Here is a 23,379-nt window from a genome sequence, read left to right on the forward strand (position 1 = left end):
CTACGAACTGAAAGCTACTCTCAATTCATGGCTACTGTCACTGATTCCCCGGAGTCGCGCCTGGATCCACGGCGCTGGTGGGCCCTCGGGGCCCTGGTCGCGAGCATGCTCGTGCTCGGTTTCGACATGACGATCCTCAATGTGGCGCTGCCGACGATCGCCGGGGACCTCGGCGCGAGCACGGGGCAGCAGCAGTGGATGGCGGACGCGTACATCGTGGTGTTCGCCGCCCTGATGCTCCCGGCCGGACTGCTCGGCGACCGGTTCGGGCGGCGCCGGATGCTCATCGGCGGGCTCGGCGTCTTCCTCGCCGCCTCCGTCGTCGGCGCGCTCGCGAGCGACGTCGCCTGGGTCATCGCGGCCCGCGCCCTGATGGGCGTCGGCGGGGCGTTCGTGATGCCCCTGGCGATGTCCGTGCTGCCCTCGCTCTTCCCGCGCGACGAGCAGACGAAGGCCATCGGCATCATCTCGGCGGCCTCCGCGCTCGGCATGCCGCTCGGCCCGATCGTCGGCGGCTGGCTGCTGAACCACTTCTGGTGGGGCTCGGTGTTCGTGCTCAACGTGCCGATGGTCGCCCTCGGCATCACCGCCTGCCTGTTCCTGCTGCCCGAGAGCCGGGACCCGGCCGCGCCGAAGGTCGACACGGTCTCCACCGTGCTCACCGCGCTCGGCCTCGGCAGCCTGATCTACGCGATCATCGAGGGCCCGGGCCGCGGCTGGAGCGACGCCCTCGTCGTCGGCGGATTCGCGGCGGCCGTCGTGCTGCTGGCCGCGCTGGTGCTGCGCGAGCGGCGCGGCACGCGGCCGATGCTCGACCTCTCGCTCCTGGCCCACCGCGGCTTCCTCAGCAACACCCTGGCCGCCACGCTCGGCATGTTCGTCCTGTCCGGCGTGCTGTTCCTGCTGCCGCAGTACCTCCAGGCCGTCCTCGGCACGGACGCGCTCGGCACCGGCGTGCGGATCCTCCCGCTGATGGGCGGCATGCTGCTCGCGGCACGGCTCGCGCAGCCGCTGGTCATCCGGTTCGGGGCCCGGTCGGTGGTCTGCGCGGCGCTCGCGGTGCTCGCCTTCGCCGCGTTCCTCGGCGCCCGCACCACCGTCGCCTCGGGCTACGGGTTCACCGCCCTGTGGCTGTCGATCGCCGGCATCGGCGTCGCCTTCGCCATGATCCCGGCGATGGGCGGCGCCATGGCCGCGCTCGACAAGGACCGGGCCGGGCGCGGCACGGGCCTGCTGAGCACGGTGCGGCAGACCGGCAGCGCGCTCGGGGTGGCCCTGCTCGGCGCGCTCGTCGCCGGCGCCTACACGGACCGGCTCTCCACGGCCGGGCTGCCGGGGCCGGCCGCGGACATCGCCCGCGACTCGGTGACCGGCGCCCATGGGGTGGCCGGCCGGCTCGGCGACCGGGCGCTCGCGGCGTCGGCGGACTCCTCGTACGTCCACGGCATGGACCTCGCCCTGGTCGTCATCGGCATCGTCGCGCTGGCCGCGGCGCTGCTCTCGGCGACACTGATGCCCGCCCGGGTCCGCCCCGCAGAGGACACCTCACCCGGTAAGGAGGTGGCCCCGATCAGCGCCGATGCCGGACAATGAGCGCCATGGCCGCCTCAGCACACACGTCCGCGGAGCCCAAGGTCGGGCTCCGCGAACGCAAGAAGATCAAGACCAGGACGGCGATCCGCGAGGCGACGTACCGCCTGATCGCGGAGCAGGGGTACGACGCGACGACGGTCGAGCAGATCGCCGAGGCCGCCGAGGTCTCGCCGTCCACCGTCTTCCGCTACTTCCCGACCAAGGAGGACATCGTCCTCACCGACGAGTTCGACCCGGTCCTGGAGCGGGAGCTGCGGGCCCGGCCGGCCGACGAGTCGGTCATCGACTCCGTACGGCACGTCGTCGAGCGCGCCCTGCAGCTGGCGTTCGCGGGCGAGTCCCCCGAGGTCGTCCGGCTGCGCACCCGCCTCCAGGTCGAGACGCCCGCGGTGCGCTCCCGGATGATGGAGTCGATGTCGGTCACCGGCCAGTTGCTGTGCCGGGTGATCGCCGAGCGCACCGGCCGCGACCCCGACGGCCTGGAGGTCCGCGTCTACGCGATGGCCCTGGTCGGCGCCCTCATGCAGGCCACGATGTACTGGGCCGAGCACGACCACGAGGACGACCTGCGCGCCCTGGTGCTGCGCGCCCTGGACACCGTCCAGCAGGGGCTCTAGGTCACCGGCTAGGCCCGCCCCAGATCGTCGAAGCCCAGTGGCTTCAGGGAGACGAAGCTCCAGGTCGAACCCTTGGCGCCGGCCCCGACCTTGATGTCCTCGTTGCCGGACGCGGCCGACGACCAGCGGATGCGCAGGGTGTGCGCGGTGTCGCAGCGGTTGCGGTAGTACACGGTCGTGGTCAGGGCGCCGCCGTCCTTCCAGGACCAGGAGAAGCAGCCGGTGACGCCCCGGTGGACCGTGTCGGAGGCGAGCGCCGGTGAGGTGCTGACGAGGAGCGGCGCGGCGGCGAGCGCGGCGGTCGCGAGGTAGCGGATCATGCCCTACGTATCTCAGCGACCGCCCTGTGGGAAACGGCCTGTGCACCGGTCCAGTGACACCCGGCGCCGCACCGGGCGGGTCAGGACGCCGCTTCGCCCACGATCTGTCCCAGCCGGTCGGGATCGGTCACCGGGGCGTCGCACACGAAGTGCCGGCACACATAGGCGGTGTCCCGGTCCTCGATCCGCGGCCGGTCGGCCAGCAGGGGCAGTTCACCGCTTCCCTCGGGTCCGGCCGCGACGACGGCGCCGGGGGCCGTGCCGGTGAGCGCGGTGTGGTGCAGCCGGCCGCCGACCTCCCCGACCACGGCGATCTCGCGGGGCCCGTCGAGCAGCGCCTCGGCGACCGCCAGACCGTTCCCGATGAAGCGGGGCACGCGCGGGCCGAGCGCCTTGACGACCCCCAACGCCCGCTCCGCGGCGGTGCGGTGCGGCTCGGAACCGGTCTGGGCGGCGTACGACAGCAGGGCGCCCGCGGCGGCGGTCCAGCCGGACGGTGCGGCGTTGTCGGTCGGGTCCTGCGGGCGGCGGATCAGCTGCTCCGCGTCGACGGCGGTGTCGTGGAGCGCCCCGCTCTCCGCGTCCACGAACCGGTCCAGCACGTGGTCGAGCAGGAACCCGGCGAACTCCAGCCAGACACCCTCCCCGGTCACCGAGGCCAGCGCAAGGAAGCCCTCGGCGACATCGGCGTAGTCCTCCAGAACCCCGGCGTTCCGGCCGATGTGACCGTCCTTGCTGGTGCGGGAGAGACGGGCCTGCGGGTCCATGTGCAGGCGCACCAGGAGGTCGCCCGCGCACACGGCGGCGTCCACGAGGTCCTGCCGCCCGAAGTAGGCGCCGGTCTCGGCGAGCGCGGCGATCGCCAGACCGTTCCAGGCGGCGACGACCTTGTCGTCCCGGCCGGGCGCGGGGCGTCCGGCGCGGGCCGCGGTCAGCCGCCGCCGGATGTCCTCGATCTTCCCGGCGTCGAACACCTCATCGGTCTGCGGGAGTTGGAGGACGGAGGCGCCCTCCTCGAAGGTGCCCTCCTCGGTGACCCCGAAGTACCGGGCGGCGACCTGGCCGTCCTCCTCCCCCAGCACCTCGGTCAACTGCCGCGGCGTCCACACGTAGTAGGCGCCCTCGACGTGCTCGCCGGTCGCCGCGTCCTCGCTGTCGGCGTCCAGCGCCGAGGCGAACCCGCCCTCGTTCGTGCGCAGTTCACGGACCATGAAGTCGGCGGTCTCCAGGGCGATCCGCCGGGCGGACTCCGAGCCGGTGGAACGCCACAGATGTGCGTAGGCGCGGCACAGCAGCGCGTTGTCGTAGAGCATCTTCTCGAAGTGCGGCACCGTGAACTCGCGGTCCACGGAGTAGCGGGCGAAGCCGCCGCCGAGCTGGTCGTAGATCCCGCCGCGCGCCATCCGGTCACAGGTGTCGACGGCCATCTGCAGCGCGCCCTCGGCGCCGGTGCGCGCGTGATGGCGCAGCAGGAACTCGATGACCATGGACGGCGGGAACTTGGGCGCCCCGCCGAACCCGCCGTACGTGGCGTCGTACTCGCGCACCAGGCCGAGCAGCGCCTGCCCCAGCTCCTCCGCGCCGGGCGCCTGCGTGTCCCCGTACGTCAGTTCCCGCGCCGCGAGATCGGCGCTGATCTTCCCGGCGACCTCGGCGACCTCCCCGCGCCGCTCGCTCCAGGCGTCGCGCACCCCCTGGAGCACCTGCGTGAAGGAGGGCGAGCCGTGCCGCGGCTCGGGCGGGAAGTACGTCCCGAAGTAGAACGGCTCGGCGTCCGGCGTCAGGAACACCGTCATGGGCCACCCGCCGTGCCCGGTGGCGGCCTGCACGGCCTCCATGTAGACGGCGTCGACGTCGGGCCGCTCCTCGCGGTCGACCTTCACGGCGACGAAGTTCTCGTTGACGAGCGCGGCGGTGGCTTCGTCCTCGAAGGACTCGTGCGCCATGACGTGGCACCAGTGGCACGCCGAGTATCCGACGCTCAGCAGGACGGGCACCCCGCGCCGCCGCGCCTCCGCGAAGGCTTCGGCCGACCAGGGCCACCAGTCGACGGGGTTGTCGGCGTGCTGCAACAGGTACGGGGACAGGGCATCGGCCAGGCGGTTCACCATGCGGGCAGTATCGCAGCACCGACCGTGGGAACCCCGAAACCGGATCGGACCGGCGGGGTCCCCCACCCGCGCCGGGACCGCGGGGGGGGCGAACGTGACAGCAAGCCCCGACCCCCTTCTTGTGCAAGTGACAGTAACTGAAGTACCTTGCAATACATGCAAGATGACGTGTGGTCACCTCCTCGTGTCTTACTGACGGTCGATCTTGTGATCCTGACGCTTCGGGAGGGCCACCTGCACGTCCTCTTGGTGGAGCGGGGCGAAGACCCCTTCCGCGGCATGTCCGCCCTGCCCGGAGGATTCCTGAACCACGACGGCGAGGAGATCCTGGATGCCGCTCACCGCGAACTGAGCGAGGAAACGGCCCTGGCATCCAGCTGGGTCCACCTTGAACAGCTGGGCGTGTACGGAGAGTCGGGCCGCGACCCCCGGGGCCGAGTCGTCTCCGTGGCACACCTGGCGATCGCGCCGGGACTGCCCGACCCGGTCGCGGGGACGGATGCCACCGATGCCGCGTGGGTTCCCGCGCACGCCGTGCTGTCGGGAAAGGTGGAACTCGCCTTCGACCACCGCCGAATCGCAACGGACGGGATCGAACACGCGCGTACCAAGCTTGAGTTCTCGTCGCTGGCTACGGCCTTCTGTGGGGCAGAATTCACCATCGCAGAGCTGCAACAGGTGTACGAGGCCGTCTGGGGCACCGCACTCGACACTCGCAATTTCTACCGCAAGGTCCAGGCCGCTAAGGGATTCATCATCCCCGCCGGCACAGACCGCAGGAGCACCGGCGGACGGCCCGCACAGCTGTACCGGGCCGGTCCGAAGACCGTGCTGTTCCCCCCACTGATCCGCCCCGCGCCGCCCGCAACGGAAGAGAACACTAGAGGGGAAGAGGAATAGATGTCGAAAGGCCCGGTGGTGATTCTCACCGCTCTCAATCTCGAATATCAGGCCGTACGTCAGAAGCTGGCGAATCCGCAGATGCACCGCCATGAGCGTGGCACCCGGTTCGAAGTGGGAACCGTGCAGGGTACGTCGTGCCGTGTCGCACTCGGCCTGACGAGCAAGGGGAACCATTCCGCCGCGGTGATCGCCGAACGCGCGATTCAGGAGTTCTCGCCCGTGGCCGTGCTGTTCGTCGGGGTCGCCGGCGCTTTATGGGACGCCACTAGGCTGGGTGATGTCGTCATGGCGTCACACGTGTACGCGTACCACGGTGGGACCAGCGAGGACGACGGGCTCAAAGCACGCCCGCGGGTGTGGGAAGCACCGCACGGCATCATTCAGCTCGCCTCGCACCTGGCCCGCTTGAACGAATGGGCGGATTCCTCCTCCGGTCACGAGAACGCGCCACAGGTTCGCTTCGGGGCGGTTGCCGCTGGCGAGGTCGTCCAGAACTCAAGGATCTCGGCCGAGGCGAATTGGATCCGGAAGCACTACAACGACGCACTCGCCATCGAGATGGAGGCGGCCGGCGTGGCGCAGGCCGGCCATCTCAACGGGGCCCCAGTGGCCATCATTCGGGGAATCAGCGACCGGGCGGACGGCACGAAGAACAGCACAGACGACCGCAACTGGCAGCCGCAGGCCGCAGCGAACGCGGCGGCGTTCGCCATCCGGCTTGCGGTGGAACTGACAGCTGAACAGGAGGAGGCCGCCGTGTCCCGGGACGGCAGGGCCCCTGCGGCCGACCGGCCCGGCCGACACGTCAGCAATACTGCTCACAACAGCACCGTCGGCATCATGGCCGGCTCGGTCACGGGCAGCAGCGTTCACATGAACACGGCTCCGCAGGAGTCCGGCCCGATGAATCTGATCGCGACGCTCAACGGTTTCCGCGGAAGTTTGAGGCAGCACCACGCTGAAGGCGCCCTCGACGAGGACACGTACCGGGAGGCCTTGGCCGACCTGGACTCCGCCCTCCGGTCAGCCGGGGAGAACACCCCGGATTCGTCGAAGCGGGCAATCATGACGCTCAGGAGACTGCGCGGGCTGGTCGTGGAGTGCCCTGCGCTCATGGCCGAGCTGGCCCCCTTGGTCGCCACAGCCGGTGGCCGAGTATGAGCGACAGCAACAGTGCCACGCACAGCTCGGCCGCGTACGGCTCCACCGTCGGGATCCAGGCGGAGACCGTACACAACTCCAATGTCTACTTCGTCCACCCGGATGCTTCGCCACAGGAGAAGTACAGGGTGGGCGTGCGGCTTCTGGAAGACGGAATTCCCAGCCGTGCCCGGGAAATGATCACGGACGCGATCGCCCACGGCTACCACAACGCGGAGGTTCGCTTCCACTGGGTGCTCGCCATGCTCAGCGCACGCACCTACCACGACCTCAGCGTCGAAGAGGTCCAGCGGCTGCGCCACGCCTCCGGGCTCGTGCGGGCCTACGCCGAGGACGAGTGGAAGGAAGCATTGCGCGTCACTTTCGACCTGCTGGCGGCGCTCGGCACCGCGAGCGGAGCGACCGGACCTGTACTGAAGCAGCTGCAGGATCTGCCGTCCCGCCAGCATGATGCGATCCTTCGCCACCTCGACCTCATGCTCACCGGAGGGCTGAAGGACGACCTGTGGGCGGAGACCCTCGAACGGGCTGGGGCGGAGCGCTTCGGCAATGACCGGGTCGGACGGGTCTGGGCCTATTTCGAGCCCTCCCCCATCGGGGCACGTGCCGTACTCCCCCACTTGAGCACTGATGCCGCTGCCGCTGCCCGGGCGGCCCTCCCGCTCCGGCTGGTCCTGTTCGTGGTCAGCATTGGGGCCCTCGGGGCCCTGGCATGGATCGCACATCCGGCCCAGGCGGTCTTCGAGTCACTGGTGGCACTCGGCGCGGGCCGCACCGCGGCCCGCTACGGCGTCCAGTGGTGGGGCCGGGACCCGAGGTCGGACTACACAGTCGGGCCCGGCTCCCCCCAGCCGCACGGTCCCACGCCTGCCGAGGGCGGCTTCACCAAAAGCGTCCACAGCAAGTTCGATCACTACTTCAGCGTCCGCACACCCCACGGTTTTGCCTCGGAAGCCTGGCTCGCATACACCGCTGAGGTCCGCAGCGGCCTCGCCGCCGAGATTGCGGACCTCTACCGGGAGAGCCGCATCAACGTGGACCGGGTCACCTGGCTGATCCGGTACCTCGCCGAGGAGAGCAGGAATCGCCACAACAACGGCACCCTCTTCGATCGGCACCCCCAGGACCGGACGCCGGCCAGGACGAAGGTCCTGACCGTGGCGGCCCTCGTTGTTCTCGGCGCCGTGGCTCTGTCAGCGTTCGGCACGGCGGTGTCGGGCGCTGCCCAGCCGCGGCCACTGTGGGCATTCCTGGCCTTGCTCGGTGCGGCCTGGTCGGGGCATGCGGCCGCTCAGCTGTGGCTGGAGTCCCGGCGTGAAAGACACCGGGTGGCCCGGGAGGCCCGGGAGTACCAGGAGGAGCTGGCCGCACGGCAGCAGGCTTATCAGCGTTGGAAGGCATTCCTGGACGAGACCCGCCCCAGCGAGCGGGAGATGGAGACCTGGCTCACCTGCGACAGGACTTCGTTCGTGGACGAGGCGCTGCGGCACCACCGGCTCACCTGGCGGGACCTGATCACGCACACCATCCTGGTGGCCCCGGCGCCCTCCTACAGACGAGCCCGGGTCCGGGGCGGCCCGTGGCGGTACTCGCACTACGTCATCCGCCTGTTCCTGTTCACGAGGGACGGCATCCGCGAGATCAGCTCCGAGCTCAAGTTCGTCGACTCGACACGCAGGAACGAGGAGCGGAGCAACTACCGGTTCGACGCACTGTCCTCGGTGCAGGTGACGGAGAACGCGGATGTCGGCTACGACCTGGAACTCGTCCTCACCAACGGACCAGCCCGGAAGATCCGTGTCAAGGACGCCGATGCTCATCAACTGGCACCGGACGAGAGCGCCCGGGAGATTTCCGAGATCAGTCTCAGCGCGGCCGGCTTCACTCATACTTTCCGCCTCCTGGAGGGGATCGCGGCGGACGGGAAGGACTGGATCGAACGGCACAACCCCGATGATCTGACGCCCTTCCAGGTCGCCGGCTGATCCTGGATTCGAGCACAGGAATGGCTGTGACCGCTATGGACGATGTCACCGAGAGCAAAGTCCTGCTGGCCGAGTACGACCGACTCAAGGAGGAACAGAAGACTCGCATAGGGTTCCGCGACAACCTGCTCTACTTCACGCTCGCCGCGGTCACCGCGGTCGTGGCGGCCACCGTCCACAGCGGACAGTCCCGGCTATTGCTCTCCGCCCCCGCGATCTGTCTGATCCTGGGCTGGACCTACCTGGTCAACGACGAGAAGATCTCGGCGATCGGCAACTACGTCCGCGACCAACTGGGGCCGCGTCTTGGGGAACTCTCCTCCGCCCAGAGCACGGTTTTCGGCTGGGAGGTCTACCACCGCAACGTTTTGGGCCGCACCTTGCGCAAGCGGCTCCAAACCGCGGTGGACCTGTTCACGTACCTGATCCTGCCGATGGTCTGCACTACCGCGTTCTGGTGCTCTCCCGCCGCCCGGCCCCTGCTCGTGCTCACTTCTCTCGTGCAGACGCTCGCCTTGGCTGTACTGGGCTGGCAGTTCCTGCGCCGTACGGAGCGGTAGCACCCGGCCCTCGCCACGCACGCATACGACACCTCCGGCCTCAGAGTGCGAGTCGGACTCCGCTGCACAGTCAGCAGGTACCCCACTCGGACTCATGTAGTTCGTCCAGGTCAACGGTCCAGGCCCGTCCGTCAGTTTCAAGGGCGCTTCCGCCGAGCGGTACTTGTGCGTGTGGGCCGCGATGCAGCCGGAGCGGCTGGGCTGGGTGTGGGCGGCTCTCACCGCGGCCAACGTGCTTCGGCTGGGGTGATGTTCACCCGCGCACACGCCACCCGGCACGTGAGCGTCGAGAACCGGCCCCAGGTCATAAAACTCCCGCACACAGTCCGGCGGAATGCCGCCCGGCAAGGGATGACGCCAGGCCCATTCCTGGCCAGGCAGAGGGGATCGAGCCCGTTGGCCCTGTGGTGGCATTGGCCTGCTTCAGCCAGAAACAGACCGTCGATGAGTTGCGAACCCCAGAATTGCGAAGAGATCGTCAGTGCCCGAGGGCGGCCGGCGCACAGGGGCGGTCCTGCCGCTCAGCGTCCAGACCTCGCACGCGGCCGCCCCCCCCCCCCCACTTCGGCGGGAGCCGGAGACGTCGGCAGGTGAGCCGCCGGGCGCCATCCGGCGCCGCCGCTGAACCCTCTGATCGCCGGGCCCCTCGCGCCGACACCCCATACGCAGGACAATTGACAAGGAACTGTCGCGACCGGAGGGGGACCGAAGATGCGAGACAGCCATCGGGCGGAGGCCGAGCGGCTGTTGGCCCGGGCCGTCGAGGAGGAGGTGCGGCGCTCGGGCGGGCGGACGGATGCCGGAGTGCTGCTGTCCCGGGCCAAGGGGTCGCTGGACGCCATGGAGCAGACCGCGGCCGAGGAGTACGCCGCGTACACCCGGGCGCTGGACGAGGCGGCGGCCGGACAGATGACGTTCGGCGAGCGGTTCGCCAAGCAGGGCGGATCAACTCCCCTGCAAGTGGCGGGAGTCGGGGCCGTCACCGCGTGCGTGGCCGACCTGATCCTCGGCACCGGCACCGGCACGGCCGTGGGGGTGGGCGCCGCCGTGGCGGTGCTCGGGGCCGCCGCGACCGTCGCGAAGGTGACCGCGTCGCACGTGCCGGCGGCCAGCCGCAGCGCCGGTGCGAGGAGCCAGCCGGGCGGGCCCGAGCAGTTGCGGCTGCAGTGGCTGACCGCCCTGGAGGTGCGGGGCATCCGGCCCTTCCTGGACCAGCAGCGGGTCCTCGCCGCGTCCACCGGGTCGGTCGGCACGAAGACGGTCGTACCGGGCGGGCGCAGGCCCGACCGGAGCGCGGCCGCCCGGCGCCGGAGCGTGCTGGAGCAGTCGTTCGGACAACTCCCGCAGCCGCAGGGCCCGTTCGCCGGGCGGCGGACCTCGATGGCGCGGATCGCCCAGTGGGTGCACGCGGCACGGGCGAGCACGGAGACCAGGCCGACGGTGGTCGTGCTGCACGGCACGCCCGGCTCGGGCCGCACGACGCTCGCCGTGCGGGCCGCGCACGACCTGCGCGACCAGTTCCGCGGGGCCTGCGTCGTGGATCTGCGCGGCGACCGCGCGGACGGCCCCGCCCTGTCGACCCGGGACGCGCTGCTGCACCTGCTGAACCGGCTGGGCGCCCCGCGCGAGCAGCTGCTGTTCCGGGAGCGTTCCACGCCGGACCAGCAGGTCAAGCGGCTGAGCGAGCTGTACCACCAGCATCTGACCGGGCTTCCGGTGACGATCGTGCTCGACGACGCCGACGACGCGCGGCAGGTGCGCACGCTCGTCCCCGAGCGCTCCGACAGCCTGGTGATCGTCACCTCCCGGGAGCCGCTGGACCTCGGCGACGACATGCCCGCCTGGGTGCACCAGCTGCCGGTGGAGGCGCTGGACGCGGCGGGCGCGGAGGAGCTGCTGCGCGAGTCGGCGGAGGAGGCCGGCGGGCCGTACGACGCCGAGTCGGCCGACGCCGTACGGGAGTTGTGCGGCGGCCTGCCGCTGGCGCTGCGCATCGCGGGGTCCGCGCTCGGGCCGCGCTCGCCGCGTCAGCTCGTCGCCGACCTGGGCGCGTACGGGCCCGTCGATCCGGTCGAGCGGGTGCTGTGGCTGCGCTACACCGACCAGTCCGACGCGGCCCGGCGGCTGCTGCGGCGGCTCGCGCTCGCGGGCCGGGCCTCGCTGGGCGCGGCAGCGGCGGCGGCCCTGCTGGCCACGGACGACACGGAGGCGACCCGGCACCTGACCGCGCTGGCCCGCGCCGGTCTCGTCGACCACGTCCGGGGCAGCCGCTACCGGCTGCACGACCTGGTCCGCGTCTTCGCGCAGGCCCGCCTCGCCGACGAGGAGGAGCCGCAGGAGCGCACGGCCGCGCAGGAGCGGCTGATCAAGAACTACGCGGAGCTGGCCGACTCGGTGATCCGCCTGGTCGACGGCAACATGTCGACGCGGGCCGGCCAGATGGGCCCGCACGGCTTCACGTCGCTGGACGCGGCGCTGCGCTGGCTGGACGACGAGTCCAGCTTCATCACGGCGGCGCTGCGGCACGCGGAGGGGGTCAACCAGGACGCGGTGCTCGGCCTGCTCGGCGCGCTGTGCGACTACTGCCTGCTGCGCGGCGACCTCTACCGCCTGGGCGAGATCAGCGAGTTGACGCAGGCCATCGACCAGGGCCTGCTGGTGCGGTCGGTCCAGTGGCGCACCGGTATCGCGGCCCGCCAGCTCGGCGAGCTCGACAAGGCCCGCACCACGCTGTCGTCGGTGGTCGACCTGTACCGCGAGGCCCACCACCGGGCGGGCGAGGCGCGCGCCCTGTGCTCGCTCGGCATCACCCTGCACCACCAGGGCCAGCTCACCGAGGCCGCCGACCGGCTGCGGCAGGCCCTGGAGATGCAGACGACACCCGAGACGAAGGGCGACCGGGGCTGGACCCTGCACGCGCTCGCGGCCGTCGAGCGGGACCGCGCCCATGTCCGCGAGTCGCTGGCCCTGCTCACCGACGCCCTCGCCCTGCACCGGGAGAACGAGTCGCTGCACGGCGAGGCCTGGGCCCACTTCCAGCTCGGCCAGCTCTGCCTGCGGATGGGCGACGTGCCGCGCGCGGACGACGAGCTGCGGGCCGCGCTCGACCTGTACGGCCGCACCCGCGACGCCCGCGGCGAGGCCTGGGCGCTGACCCAGCTGGCCCGCGCCCGGCTCGTCGAGGGCGACGCCTCGGTGGCGGTCGACGGGCTGCGCCAGGCGGCGTCCCGGCACCGGGACAACGAGGACGCGCGCGGTGAGGCCTGGACGTACTACTACCTGGGCCAGGCCCTGGAGGAGACCGGCAGTCTCGACCAGGCGGTCCGCGAGCTGGAGCGGTCGCGGACGATGTTCTCCCGGATGCGGGACGTGTACGGGCTCGCCTGCGCCCGGCACCACTCGGCGCGGGTCACCCGCGACCAGCGTGCCGTGCAGACCGGCTCGCTGCGCAACTCCGGCTTCGCCCGGCAGCTCCTGGTGGACGCCCGCGCCGACTTCCAGCGGATCGGCGTCGCGCACGGCGAGGGCTGGACGTGCCTGGAGCTGGCGGTCGTCGACGCGGGCAACGCCCGGCTCCAGCAGGCGATGACCCTGTGCGAGGAGGCGCAGGCGCTCTTCGCCTCGTACGGCGACCGGCGCGGCAAGGACTGGGCGGTCTTCCTGCGCTGCACCCTGCTGCCGTACGCCTCGCCGGGCGGTTCGGAGGTCGGCACGGCGGTCGCGCAGGAGGAGCTGGGCCGGCTCGCCCGGGCCACGCATCCCACGCGCGACGGCAAGCTCGACGACTACGTGGAGGCGTACCAGCTGCTCCTGGAGCGGGGCGTGGACCTGGACACGGGCTGGCAGGCGTGGCGGCTCGGCATGGTCCCGAACCGGCACGCGCGGGACACGATGGGCGTGGTGGTCGGCGCGGACCGGGGGTAGCTACCGCCCGCGCACCCGGTACTGGAGGTGCAGCACCCGGTCCCCCTGGACGACCACGTGCGGGTCGTCCAGGAGCCGCTCCCCGGCGGCGGACCCGAAGTAGCGCTTGCCCGCGCCGAGGACGACCGGGGCGACGTCCATCGCCACCACGTCGACGAGGCCGAGGGCGAACGCCTGGCCGCCGACGTCCCCCGCGGTGATCGCGACGGACCGCTCCCCCGCCAGCTCCCGGGCGGTGGCGACGGCCTCGGGCACGTCGCGGGCGAAGTGGTAGTGGGACGCCTCGGGGTACCAGTCGGCGGGGCGCGGCCGGTGCGAGACCACGACGACGTGCTCACCGGCGGGCGGCTCGGCGTTCCAGCCGTTGGTCAAGTCGAACAGATGGCGTCCCATGACGATCACGCCGAGGCTGTCCCACACCGCGCGGGTGTAGTCGGCGGAGGCCTTGGACACCCGGAATCCGGCGTCGTCGACGATCGGCTCGGTCCCGTTGCCGTACCAGTCGAAGAGGCGGCCGACGGAATCGTCGGCATCGGCGATGAAGCCGTCCACGGAGACGACCGCGTGCATCAGTACAGGGCTCATACCTGTACGACTCCGCGCGCCCGCGGAACTCATCGCACGCCGACGACCCGCTCCGCGGCTCTGCCCCGCAGGGCGGCGAAGGGGTCGTCGGCCGGGTGCGTCAGGCGGAGGTGCGACGGTCCTCGGCGGCCGCCGGGGCGACCGGCTCGGACGTCTTCTCCTTGAAGTCGACCTTGCGCATGTGCTTGTTCATCGACTTCATCAGGCCCCACACGGCCAGGGCCATCACCGCGAAGACGATGAAGCCGAGCACGCCCGGGGTCACCTTGTCCTCGTCGACCTCGGTCGCGGCCAGAGGGACGAGATGGGTCAATGCCAGATTCGCAATCACATCAGGCATTCTCGCGTACGCCCGCGAAGAGGTCGTCCTCGGGGAGGGAGGTGTCCACGAGCGACTTCGCGAGCTCGTACTCCTCGGTCGGCCAGACCTCCTTCTGGACGTCCATCGGAACCCGGAACCAGCCGCCGTCGGGGTCGATCTGCGTGGCGTGCGCGATCAGCGCCTTGTCGCGGATCTCATAGAAGTCGGCGCACGGCACGTGCGTGGTGAGGTTCCGCTCGACCCGCCCGAACTCGTCCCAGCGCTTGAGCCAGTCCCCGTACGGCGACTCCATGCCGCGCGCCAGCAGCGCGTCGTGCAGCGCCTGGGTGCGCGGGCGGTTGAAGCCCTGGTTGTAGTAGAGCTTCGACGGCTGGAAGACCGGGCCGAACTCCGCCTCCGGGTAGGCGACCGGGTCGTTCGCCCCGTCGAAGGCCACCATCGTGATCTTGTGGGTCATGATGTGGTCGGGGTGCGGGTAGCCGCCGTTCTCGTCGTACGTCGTGACGACCTGCGGGCGGAAGGAGCGGATCTGCTTCACCAGCTCGCCGGCGGCCGTGTCGACGTCCTCCAGCGCGAAGCAGCCCTCCGGCAGCGGCGGCAGCGGGTCGCCCTCGGGCAGGCCCGAGTCGACGAAGCCGAGCCACTCCTGCTTGACGCCGAGGATCTCGCGGGCCTCGTCCATCTCCTTCTTGCGGACCTCGTGGATGTGCTCCTCGATGTACGTGTCCCCCTGGAGCTTGGGGTTGAGGATGGAGCCGCGCTCGCCGCCCGTGCACGTGACGACCAGCACGTCCACCCCCTCGGACACATACTTGGCCATGGTGGCCGCGCCCTTCGACGACTCGTCGTCGGGGTGGGCGTGAACGGCCATCAGTCGCAGCTGCTCAGTCAAGACAAGATCCTCGGTGAGATGGGTCGCCCTGGTGTGTTTCGGTGCAATGGGCGGCTTCTATAGTGACCGAACCGGGCGGCCGAAAATTCCGGCGTCCGCATCTTGACGGGCAAGGCGAGAGGAACTGGCTGATGAGCGCCGTGCAGCAGCACCTGCCCGAGGGCCGCTACAGCTCCCCGCGCGACTCCGACGCCCGCGCCGACCGCAAGCTGCGGATCGCCGCGATCGTGCTGGGCACCCTGTTCGCCGCGATGATGGTCTGGTTCGGCTGGTACTACGTCTCGGGCGGCAGCAAGTTCAGCGGTGAGGTCATCGCGTTCAAGACCTACGACGACAACGTCAAGGTCCATCTGGAGATCCGCAAGGACGCCGGCACCTCCGGCTACTGCACGATCCGCTCCCAGGACGCGGTCGGCTCCGAGGTGGGCCGCGCCGACTTTCGCTTCGACCAGGATCAGGAGCGGATCGACAAGGTCGTCACGCTCCGTACGTCCGGCGGCAGGGGAACGACGGCCGAATTGCTCGGCTGCCACGCCGACTGATGTCGAGTGATCGTGGCTGACCTGCGTTGACGTAAAACTGATGCCTTATGTCCTCCCCCTTTGGCCGGCGAATTGTTAGGCTCGTGGTTTCGCCCACCCGAGAGGGAACATCCTTCTGGGTAGGGCGATGCTTTGTATCCCAGTACCTACGAGGAGCGACCTGTGACCCAGACCAGCGAAGACGTCACCTGGCTGACGCAGGAGGCGTACACCAAGCTCAAGGACGAGCTGGCTTACCTGTCTGGTCCCGCGCGCGAGGAAGTCACGCAGAAGATCGCTGCGGCGCGCGAGGAGGGCGACCTGCGCGAGAACGGCGGGTACCACGCGGCGAAGGAGGAGCAGGGCAAGCAGGAGCTCCGCATCCGCCAGCTGACCCAGCTCCTTGAGAAGGCCAAGGTCGGCGAGGCCCCGGCCGCCTCCGGCGTCGTCGCGCCGGGCATGGTCGTCACCATCGCCTTCGACGGCGACGAGGACGACACCCTGGAGTTCCTGCTCGCCTCCCGCGAGTACGCGAGCTCCGACATCGAGACGTACTCGCCGCAGTCGCCGCTCGGTACGGGCGTGAACGGCAAGAAGGTCGGCGAGGACGCCACGTACGAACTGCCGAACGGCAAGCCGGCCTCGGTCCGCATCCTCAAGGCGGAGCCGTACAGCGGCTGACGCCTTCACCGTCGTACGAGAGGGCCCCGGAGCGACCATGCTCCGGGGCCCTCTCGCGTGCGGGGCCGGTCAGCCGGCCGCCTTGCGGTACTTGCGGACGGCGAGGGTGCGGAACACCAGGATGATCAGCACCGACCAGATCAGCGAGGCCCAGACCGGGTGCTCCATGGGCCAGGCGCCGGTCACCGACTTGGGGACGCCGTCGATCGTGTTCCCGAAGAGCTCGCGGGCCGCCGCCACCGTGGCACTGAAGGGGTTCCACTCCGCGACGTACTGGAGGAACTTCGGCATGCCGTTGACCGGCACGAACGCGTTCGAGATGAAGGTCAGCGGGAAGAGCCAGATCAGGCCGCCCGACGTCGCCGCCTCCGGGGTCCGCACGGACAGGCCGATCAGGGCGCCGATCCACGTGAACGCGTAGCCGAGCAGCAGGAGCAGGCCGAAGCCGGCGAGCACCTTGCCGATGTTCTCGTGGGTGCGCCAGCCGACGAGCAGGGCGACCGCGGCGAGCACGGCGAGTGTCACGGCTGTCTGCACGAGGTCGGCGAGGGTGCGCCCGGTGAGCACCGCTCCGCGCGCCATGGGCAGCGAGCGGAACCGGTCGATGAGGCCCTTGTGCATGTCGTCGGCGATGCCCGCGCCCGCACCGGCCGTGGCGAAGGTGACGGTCTGGGCGAAGATGCCCGCCATCAGGAATTCCTTGTAGGCGGTGGGGCTGGTGCCCGCGCCCGGGATGGAGATCGAGCCGCCGAAGACGTACGTGAACAGGACCACGAACATCACCGGCTGGATGATCCCGAAGAGGATCATCTCGGGGATCCGTGTCATCCGGATCAGATTGCGCTTGGCGACGACCAGCGAGTCACGGACGGACTGGCCGACGCCGCCCGCCGCGCGGGGGGCGCGCACGCTCTCGGTGACGGCACTCATGAGCGGGCCTCCTGTTCGTCCTGCTCCGCCGCTTCCGCGAGGTGGCCGGTCAGCGAGATGAAGACATCGTCGAGGGTGGGGCGGCGCAGGGCGATGTCGTCGATCTCGATGCCCTGCGCGTCCAGGTCGCGGATCACCTCGGCGAGCAGCTTGGCGCCGCCGGTGACCGGGACGGTGAGCTTGCGGGTGTGCTCGGCGACGGTGGTCTCGCCCTTGCCGAAGCCGGCCAGGATCTCCCGGGCGGCGGCGATGTGCTCCCGCTCGTGGACGACGACCTCGACGCGCTCGCCGCCGGTCTGCGCCTTGAGCTGGTCGGAGGTGCCGCGGGCGATGACGCGGCCGTGGTCGACGACGCAGATGTCGTGCGCGAGGTGGTCGGCCTCTTCGAGGTACTGGGTGGTGAGCAGCAGCGTGGTGCCGCCCGCCACCAGCTCCTGGATGACCTCCCACAGCTGCTGCCGGTTGACCGGGTCGAGTCCGGTGGTCGGCTCGTCCATGAACATCACCGGCGGGGAGACGACGAGCGCGGCCGCGAGGTCGAGGCGGCGGCGCATGCCTCCGGAGTACGTCTTGGAGGGGCGGTCGGCGGCGTCCGCGAGATTGAACCGCTCAAGCAACTCGGCGGCCCGGGCCTTCGCCTCCTTGGCCCGCATCTGGTAGAGCTGGCCGACCATCTGGAGGTTCTCGCGGCCGGTCAGGTACTCGTCGACCGCGGCGAACTGACCGGACAGGCCGATCGAGCGGCGGACCTCGTTCGGATTCTTCACGACGTCGATGCCCGCGACGACCGCCCGGCCGCTGTCCGGCGTCAGCAGCGTGGTCAGACAGCGCACGGCCGTCGTCTTGCCCGCTCCGTTCGGCCCGAGGAGGCCGAGGACGGTGCCTTCCGGCACGTCCAGATCGACCCCGTCGAGAGCCCGGACATCGCCGAAGGTCTTCACCAGACCTTCGGCGTAGATGGCGCCTGGCATGTGGTTCCCCCAGATTCGTACGTCCTGATACGTACAGAAATTGTAAATTTGCCGGGGCATGCATGCCCGGCGAAGCGTGACGAGGGGCACACGCTATCGCGATGTATCGCGTATCGGCAATGGATTTACGCGGACTGCTCCAGGGACCCGCCGAGGGACTGGGCCGTGACCGTGTAGCCCGCCTCGCGCAGCGCCTGTCCGACCGCCGCACAGTGCGCGGGCCCCTTCATCTCCAGATGCAGCTCGACCTCGGCCTCCGTGAGCCCGAGCCGCGGATCGGTCCGCACGTGGCCCACGTCGAGGACGTTGGCGTCGGCCACCGACAGCACGCCGAGCAGCGTGGCCAGGGCGCCGGGACGGTCGGTCAGCCGCAGCCGCAGCGACAGGTAGCGGCCCGCCGCGGCCATGCCGTGGGTGAGGACGCGCTGCATCAGCAGCGGGTCGACGTTGCCGCCGGACAGCAGCGCGACGACCGGGCCCTCGAACCCGGCGGGGTCGGCGAGCAGCGCGGCGACCGGGCTCGCGCCGGCCGGTTCGACGACCATCTTGGCGCGTTCCAGGCAGAGCAGCAGGGCGCTGGAGAGCTGGTCCTCGGTCACCGTACGGACCTCGTCGACCAGCTCCGCGATCAGCCGGAACGGGATGTCGCCGGGCCGCCCCACCTTGATGCCGTCGGCCATCGTCGCCGGGGCGTCGATCGCCACGGGCCGGCCGGCCGCCAGCGAGGGCGGATAGGCGGCCGCGCCCGCCGCCTGCACGCCGATCACCCGCACCTCGGGGCGCAGCGCCTTGACGGCGACCGCGAGTCCGGCCGCCAGGCCGCCGCCGCCGATCCCGACGAGGATCGTGCGGACCTCCGGACACTGTTCCAGGATCTCCAGGCCGAGCGTGCCCTGACCGGCCACGATGTCCGGGTGGTCGAACGGGTGGATGAAGACGGCGCCGGTCCGCTCGGCGTACTCCTGGGCGGCGGCCAGGGTCTCGTCGACCACCTGACCGTGCAGCCGCACCTGCGCGCCGTAGTCCCGGGTCGCGGCGACCTTGGGCAGGGGCGCACCGACCGGCATGAACACCGTGGAGCGCACGCCCAGGAGCGAAGAGGCGAGGGCCACCCCCTGCGCGTGGTTGCCCGCGCTCGCCGCCACCACTCCGGCGGCCCGCTCCTCGGGGAGCAGCCCGGCGATCCGCACATAGGCGCCGCGCAGTTTGAAGGAACCGGTCCGCTGGAGGTTCTCGCACTTGAGATGCACCGGAGATCCGAGCAGCTGGGAAAGGTGATGACTGTGCGCCATCGTTGTCACCCGGGACACCCCGGACAGCATTTTCTGCGCACCGCGTACGTCGTCCAGAGTGACCGCGGCCGGAAAAGGCAAGGAGTCAGACGCGCTGTAGCTCATGACGAAAGTCTCGCAGCTCACGCCGCAGGTGACTCGGGATGTTCACGCTGCGAGACCGGATTGCGCACGGCCGGTACGGCCAGCGCTTTCGCCGCGTACTCTGTGGGCCAATCTCGTAATTGAGTGCAATCCACCACCCACGCATGAAGTGAGCCCCCGGCCATGCCCACACCGCAGGAAACGATGGACATGTCGACCGCCGGCGACACCGGCCTCCTCGAAACGCTGCAGCACGAGGTGGCGGTCTTCGCCCGTCGCGCCGAACAGACCCGGCTCGGCGGGGTCGGGCAGGTGCGCAATTCCATGGACCGAGCCGCGTATCTGCTGCTCAACCGCCTCGACAAAGAAGGTCCGATGGGCGTCAAGGCGCTCGCGGCGAGCATGGGGATCGATTCCTCGACGGTGACCCGCCAGGTCGCCCCGCTCGTCGACACCGGCCTCGTGAAGCGCACCTCGCATCCCGAGGACGGCCGGGCCGTCGTGCTTCAGCTCTCCCCACGTGGTCTCGCCCGTCTCGACGAAGTCCGTTCGTCGAGACAGGAGTTGATGGCGCAATTGACGCAGGACTGGGAGCCGCAGGAGCGCGAGCAGTTCTGCGCGCTCCTCACGCGCTTCAACACGGCCCTCTCGGCGCGCCAGTCGGGCCAGGCCGCTCCGTCCGCGGACTCCTGAGGGGCGACGCCTCCCGGACATCCGCACTGCCGCGGTTCCCCGCCTCTTGACCGGGGGGCCGCGGCAGGCCTCATATGAAGAGTGCGCGATCGGCAGGCGTCCCGGGATGCCCGTCGGGCCCGTGAGTTCGAGGCGTTCGTCGCGGGCGCGGCCGGGCGGCTGCTCCATGCCGCGACGCTGCTGACCGCGGAGCCCGGTGACGACAACCCCCGCGCGCGGAAACTCCTCACGGCTTCCCTCGCCCGGACGTATGCCTTCTGGGACCGTCTTCGGGGGGAGGATCCCTACGACTGCGCCCGCAAGGACCTGGCCGTCCGCTTCGCGCGCGGCACCTGGCCGCCCTGGCCCTCGCGCCGGAAGCCGAGCGGCGTCCTGCGTCACCTGTCACCGCAGGAGCGGCTGATTCTGGTGCTCCGGCTGTTCGAGGGGGTCGGCGAGGAGCAGGTGGCGGCGCTGCTCGGGCTGCCCATGGAGCGGGTCCGTGCCGTGCAGGCGCGCGCGATGGGCCTGGTGCTGCATCCGCCGCGTGATCCCGCGCCCGTGCCGCCGCTGCGGAAGGCGGCCTCGACATGAGCCTGGAGGACCGCAGGTCGGCGTCGGTGCGCGCCGTGCTCGACTCCGCCCCGCCGCCGGTGGTCCCCGCCGAGCTGTGCGCGGAGGCGGTGCGCCGGGGCGCCCGGGGGCTGCGCAGGCGGCGGACCGTACGGCGGCTGCTGTGGTGCGTGCTGACCGTGGTCGCGGTGGTGTTCCTGGTGTGGGCGACCATGACGCGGCCGTGGGTGGAGCCGCCCTCGCAGACGACTCCACCGCTGACGGGCTGGTGAGCCCGGGGCCTCAGGCGTCGCCGAGCGCCTGCTGCAGGTCGGCGAGCAGGTCGTCCACCGACTCGATGCCGACGGAGAGCCGGACCAGGTCGGCGGGGACCTCCAGGGCGGAGCCCGCGACCGACGCGTGGGTCATCCGGCCCGGGTGCTCGATGAGGGACTCGACGCCGCCGAGGGACTCTCCGAGGGTGAACAGCTTCGCGCGGTTGCAGACCTCGACGGCCGCCGCCTCGCCGCCCTCGACCTGGAACGACACCATGCCGCCGAACGCCTTCATCTGCTTCGCGGCGGTCTCGTGGCCCGGGTGGTCGGGCAGGCCCGGGTAGAGGACCTTGGTGACGCGGGGGTGACGGCCGAGCATCTCGGCGACCCGGGTGGCGTTCTCGCTGTGCCGGTCCATGCGGACGGGGAGCGTCTTGATGCCGCGCAGCACCAGCCAGGAGTCGAAGGGGCCGGCGACCGCGCCCATCGCGTTCTGGTGGTAGGCGAGGTCCTCGCCCAGCGCCTCGTCGCTCACGACCAGGGCGCCGCCGACCACGTCCGAGTGGCCGCCCATGTACTTGGTCATGGAGTGCACGACGACGTCCGCGCCGAGCGCCAGCGGCTGCTGGAGGTAGGGGCTGGCGAAGGTGTTGTCGACGACGAGGCGGGCGCCCGCGTCCCGGGCGACCTGGGCCACGGCGGCGATGTCGGTGATGCCGAGCAGCGGGTTCGACGGGGTCTCGACCCAGATGACCTTGGTCTTCGGGGTGAGGGCGGCCCGGACGGCCGCCGCGTCACTGGTGTCGGCGACGGACCACTCGACGCCCCAGCGCGAGACGACCTTCGCGAACAGGCGGAACGTGCCGCCGTACGCGTCGTTCGGGATGACCACGTGGTCGCCCGGGCTGAGCAGCGTACGCAGCAGGCAGTCCTCGGCGGCCAGGCCCGACGCGAAGGCGAGGCCGCGGCGGCCGCCCTCCAGCGCGGCGAGGTTCTCCTCCAGGGCGGTACGGGTGGGGTTGGCGCTGCGGCTGTACTCGTAGCCGCCGCGCAGACCGCCCACGCCGTCCTGCTTGTACGTGGAGACCTGGTAGATCGGCGGGACCACGGCGCCGGTGACGGGATCGGCCGTGTTTCCGGCGTGGATGGCGGTGGTCTCGAAGCCGCGCGGGGCTTCGCTCTGGCTGTGCGTGTCGCTCATGTGCCCCGAGAGTAGTGGGCCGTGGAGCCGTCTCCGCCTCGGTTAGCTTTGAAGCATGGGAATTCTCTGGGGGCTGATGGCCGTGCTGATGATCGCCTGGGTGGTGATGCTGCGCAGGCGCGGCGGCATCCGTCAGGTGGCACCGGGGTCGCCGGACGCCGCCGATCCGGCGGACTACGGGTTCATGCGACAGGAGGACCTGGACGTCCGGCTGCCCGGTCCCGACCAGGATCTGCTCGACGTCATGGCCGTCGTGCAGCGCAATCAAGATTTCACAGCCGCTTCGCAACTCCTCGCCGGCACCGGCAAGGAGACCGAGACGCGGTGGGAGCGGGTGCAGGCGATCGCCGGGGCCGCCGCCATCGAGCTGCAGCAGACGCCGCGGATCGGCGCCGGGTGGCTGCACGCCTGGCGCTCGCAGCAGCCCAAGGACGCCGGTGGGGCACAGGTGTTCGCCGAGTTCCTGGTGCAGCAGGCGTGGCGCGGCGGCGGCACCGAGGACGAGCAGCGGATCATCCTGGAGGAGGCGCGCGGCGCCTGTGAGCAGGCCGCGCTGCTGGCGCCCGGCGACCCGGTCCCGCACATCACGCACCTCGCGGTGGCCCGCGGGCTCGGCTACTCCCAGTCGGAGTTCGAGCAGGTCTGGCTGAAGATCCTGGACACCGCGCCCGGGCACATGGGGGCGCACCTGGCCGGCCTGCGCTACTGGTGCGAGAAGTGGCACGGCTCGCGCGAGCAGGCGTTCGCCTTCGCCGAGGCCGCCGCGGCCCGCGCCCCGCGCGGCTCGCTGCTGGCCGCGCTGCCGCTCTTCGCGCTGTACGAGCATCTGCCCGATCTGAACCTGGTGCGCGGGTTCTACGAGAGCGAGGTCGTCTCCAAGGCGATGCACGGCGCCCTGTTCGCGGTGCACGCGGCCCGGCCCGACGACCCGATGCTCGCCCACGTACGGCATCTGCTGGTCTTCTTCCTGGTGCGCGGGGAGCGCTGGTCCGAGGCGATGCAGCAGCTGGTGCGGGTGGACGGGCACGTGGGCGCCGTGCCGTGGACGGCGGAGACCGATCCGGCGGCGTCGTACGCCGTGTACCGGGCGCTCGCGGTGGCCGGTTACGAGGCGAACGGCGGCAGCCCGGCGACGCTGTCCGCCTGACCCCGGAATCCTGTGGCGGGCCGGGGTTGTTGCACGGGACGACCCCGACGTCACCGACACCCTCCGGGAGGCAGCACCCC

Annotated in this window: 22 protein-coding genes; 13 read left to right on the forward strand and 9 right to left on the reverse strand. The window is 70.9% G+C overall.

The genetic code is table 11. The annotated features are described in order from the left end of the window. The first annotated feature begins 27 nt into the window (after positions 1 to 27). Positions 28 to 1,593, forward strand: coding sequence for an MFS transporter (locus ABT127_RS14140; RefSeq protein WP_351448628.1), 1,566 nt, complete (start codon positions 28 to 30; stop codon positions 1,591 to 1,593). A 5-nt stretch (positions 1,594 to 1,598) separates the two neighbouring features. Further along, positions 1,599 to 2,210, forward strand: a complete 612-nt coding sequence (locus ABT127_RS14145; RefSeq protein ID WP_351448631.1) for a TetR/AcrR family transcriptional regulator — start codon at positions 1,599 to 1,601, stop codon at positions 2,208 to 2,210. A gap of 8 nt (positions 2,211 to 2,218) precedes the next feature. Here ABT127_RS14145 and ABT127_RS14150 read toward each other — a convergent pair whose 3' ends face one another. Together ABT127_RS14150 and ABT127_RS14155 are read right to left on the reverse strand one after the other, a co-directional pair. After that, on the reverse strand, positions 2,219 to 2,530 hold the full coding sequence (locus ABT127_RS14150) for a hypothetical protein (RefSeq protein ID WP_351448634.1): 312 nt from the start codon (positions 2,528 to 2,530) through the stop codon (positions 2,219 to 2,221). Between the two features lie 80 nt (positions 2,531 to 2,610). Continuing rightward, positions 2,611 to 4,641: a thioredoxin domain-containing protein gene (locus ABT127_RS14155; RefSeq protein WP_351448637.1), complete on the reverse strand. Its 2,031-nt coding sequence runs from the start codon at positions 4,639 to 4,641 to the stop codon at positions 2,611 to 2,613. A 156-nt stretch (positions 4,642 to 4,797) separates the two neighbouring features. Between ABT127_RS14155 and ABT127_RS14160 the strand changes: the two genes are divergently transcribed. The 5 genes from ABT127_RS14160 (at position 4,798) to ABT127_RS14180 (ending at position 13,174) form a co-directional block, all read left to right on the forward strand. Continuing rightward, positions 4,798 to 5,541 carry an NUDIX hydrolase gene (locus tag ABT127_RS14160; RefSeq protein WP_351448640.1) on the forward strand — a complete coding sequence of 248 codons (744 nt, stop codon included), beginning with the start codon at positions 4,798 to 4,800 and terminating at the stop codon, positions 5,539 to 5,541. Beyond that, positions 5,542 to 6,705, forward strand: a complete 1,164-nt coding sequence (locus tag ABT127_RS14165; protein WP_351448642.1) for a 5'-methylthioadenosine/S-adenosylhomocysteine nucleosidase family protein — start codon at positions 5,542 to 5,544, stop codon at positions 6,703 to 6,705. Next, positions 6,702 to 8,690, forward strand: a complete 1,989-nt coding sequence (locus ABT127_RS14170) for a hypothetical protein (RefSeq protein WP_351448645.1) — start codon at positions 6,702 to 6,704, stop codon at positions 8,688 to 8,690. The genes ABT127_RS14165 and ABT127_RS14170 overlap by 4 nt, the downstream gene beginning before the upstream one ends. Positions 8,691 to 8,710: 20 nt before the next feature. Next, a complete protein-coding gene (locus ABT127_RS14175) occupies positions 8,711 to 9,250 on the forward strand; it encodes a hypothetical protein (RefSeq protein WP_351448647.1) in 540 nt (179 codons plus the stop codon). Positions 9,251 to 9,961: 711 nt separating this feature from the next. Continuing rightward, a complete protein-coding gene (locus ABT127_RS14180; protein ID WP_351448650.1) occupies positions 9,962 to 13,174 on the forward strand; it encodes a tetratricopeptide repeat protein in 3,213 nt (1,070 codons plus the stop codon). Here the strand turns inward: ABT127_RS14180 and ABT127_RS14185 are convergent, their stop codons facing one another. The 3 genes from ABT127_RS14185 to mca all read right to left on the reverse strand — a co-directional run bounded on the left by ABT127_RS14185 (position 13,175) and on the right by mca (position 14,973). Further along, positions 13,175 to 13,759 (reverse strand): dihydrofolate reductase family protein, encoded by a 585-nt coding sequence (locus ABT127_RS14185; RefSeq protein ID WP_351448652.1) that lies wholly within the window; start codon positions 13,757 to 13,759, stop codon positions 13,175 to 13,177. 100 nt (positions 13,760 to 13,859) lie between these two features. Then, entirely contained in the window at positions 13,860 to 14,099 is a 240-nt protein-coding gene (locus ABT127_RS14190) for a hypothetical protein (protein WP_351448655.1), read from the reverse strand. After that, a complete protein-coding gene (gene mca / locus ABT127_RS14195; RefSeq protein ID WP_351448658.1) occupies positions 14,092 to 14,973 on the reverse strand; it encodes a mycothiol conjugate amidase Mca in 882 nt (293 codons plus the stop codon). Before mca ends, ABT127_RS14190 begins: the two co-directional genes overlap by 8 nt. 131 nt (positions 14,974 to 15,104) lie before the next feature. Here mca and ABT127_RS14200 point away from each other — a divergent pair, with 131 nt between their 5' ends. Together ABT127_RS14200 and greA are read left to right on the forward strand one after the other, a co-directional pair. Continuing rightward, positions 15,105 to 15,515, forward strand: a complete 411-nt coding sequence (locus tag ABT127_RS14200) for a DUF4307 domain-containing protein (protein ID WP_351448660.1) — start codon at positions 15,105 to 15,107, stop codon at positions 15,513 to 15,515. 162 nt (positions 15,516 to 15,677) lie between these two features. Then, positions 15,678 to 16,175 carry a transcription elongation factor GreA gene (gene greA, locus ABT127_RS14205; RefSeq protein WP_351448662.1) on the forward strand — a complete coding sequence of 166 codons (498 nt, stop codon included), beginning with the start codon at positions 15,678 to 15,680 and terminating at the stop codon, positions 16,173 to 16,175. Positions 16,176 to 16,244: 69 nt separating this feature from the next. On the opposite strand, the gene ABT127_RS14210 is transcribed toward greA, so the two are convergent. The 3 genes from ABT127_RS14210 to ilvA all read right to left on the reverse strand — a co-directional run bounded on the left by ABT127_RS14210 (position 16,245) and on the right by ilvA (position 19,473). Then, positions 16,245 to 17,105 (reverse strand): ABC transporter permease, encoded by an 861-nt coding sequence (locus ABT127_RS14210; RefSeq protein ID WP_351448665.1) that lies wholly within the window; start codon positions 17,103 to 17,105, stop codon positions 16,245 to 16,247. Next, the gene (locus ABT127_RS14215) at positions 17,102 to 18,076 is read right to left on the reverse strand and encodes an ATP-binding cassette domain-containing protein (protein ID WP_351448668.1); all 975 of its coding nucleotides are present in this window, start codon (positions 18,074 to 18,076) and stop codon (positions 17,102 to 17,104) included. The genes ABT127_RS14210 and ABT127_RS14215 overlap by 4 nt, the downstream gene beginning before the upstream one ends. A 125-nt stretch (positions 18,077 to 18,201) precedes the next feature. After that, entirely contained in the window at positions 18,202 to 19,473 is a 1,272-nt protein-coding gene (gene ilvA / locus ABT127_RS14220; protein WP_351448671.1) for a threonine ammonia-lyase, read from the reverse strand. A gap of 183 nt (positions 19,474 to 19,656) precedes the next feature. On the opposite strand from ilvA, the gene ABT127_RS14225 reads away from it, so the two are divergent. From ABT127_RS14225 to ABT127_RS14235, 3 genes are all read left to right on the forward strand, one after another. Continuing rightward, a complete protein-coding gene (locus ABT127_RS14225; protein ID WP_111664070.1) occupies positions 19,657 to 20,145 on the forward strand; it encodes a MarR family winged helix-turn-helix transcriptional regulator in 489 nt (162 codons plus the stop codon). Positions 20,146 to 20,226: 81 nt separating this feature from the next. After that, positions 20,227 to 20,718, forward strand: coding sequence for a sigma factor-like helix-turn-helix DNA-binding protein (locus ABT127_RS14230; protein ID WP_351448674.1), 492 nt, complete (start codon positions 20,227 to 20,229; stop codon positions 20,716 to 20,718). Continuing rightward, a complete protein-coding gene (locus ABT127_RS14235; RefSeq protein WP_351448676.1) occupies positions 20,715 to 20,969 on the forward strand; it encodes a hypothetical protein in 255 nt (84 codons plus the stop codon). Before ABT127_RS14230 ends, ABT127_RS14235 begins: the two co-directional genes overlap by 4 nt. A gap of 10 nt (positions 20,970 to 20,979) precedes the next feature. Here ABT127_RS14235 and ABT127_RS14240 read toward each other — a convergent pair whose 3' ends face one another. After that, positions 20,980 to 22,152 carry a cystathionine gamma-synthase gene (locus ABT127_RS14240; RefSeq protein ID WP_351448679.1) on the reverse strand — a complete coding sequence of 391 codons (1,173 nt, stop codon included), beginning with the start codon at positions 22,150 to 22,152 and terminating at the stop codon, positions 20,980 to 20,982. 55 nt (positions 22,153 to 22,207) lie between these two features. Between ABT127_RS14240 and ABT127_RS14245 the strand changes: the two genes are divergently transcribed. Continuing rightward, complete coding sequence (locus tag ABT127_RS14245; protein ID WP_351448681.1) at positions 22,208 to 23,299, forward strand: hypothetical protein; 1,092 nt, start codon at positions 22,208 to 22,210, stop codon at positions 23,297 to 23,299. Positions 23,300 to 23,379 lie beyond the last annotated feature (80 nt).

Origin of the sequence: Streptomyces sp. NPDC001904, from assembly GCF_040297005.1 — a bacterium.
In the GTDB taxonomy this organism is placed as follows: Bacteria; Actinomycetota; Actinomycetes; order Streptomycetales; family Streptomycetaceae; genus Streptomyces.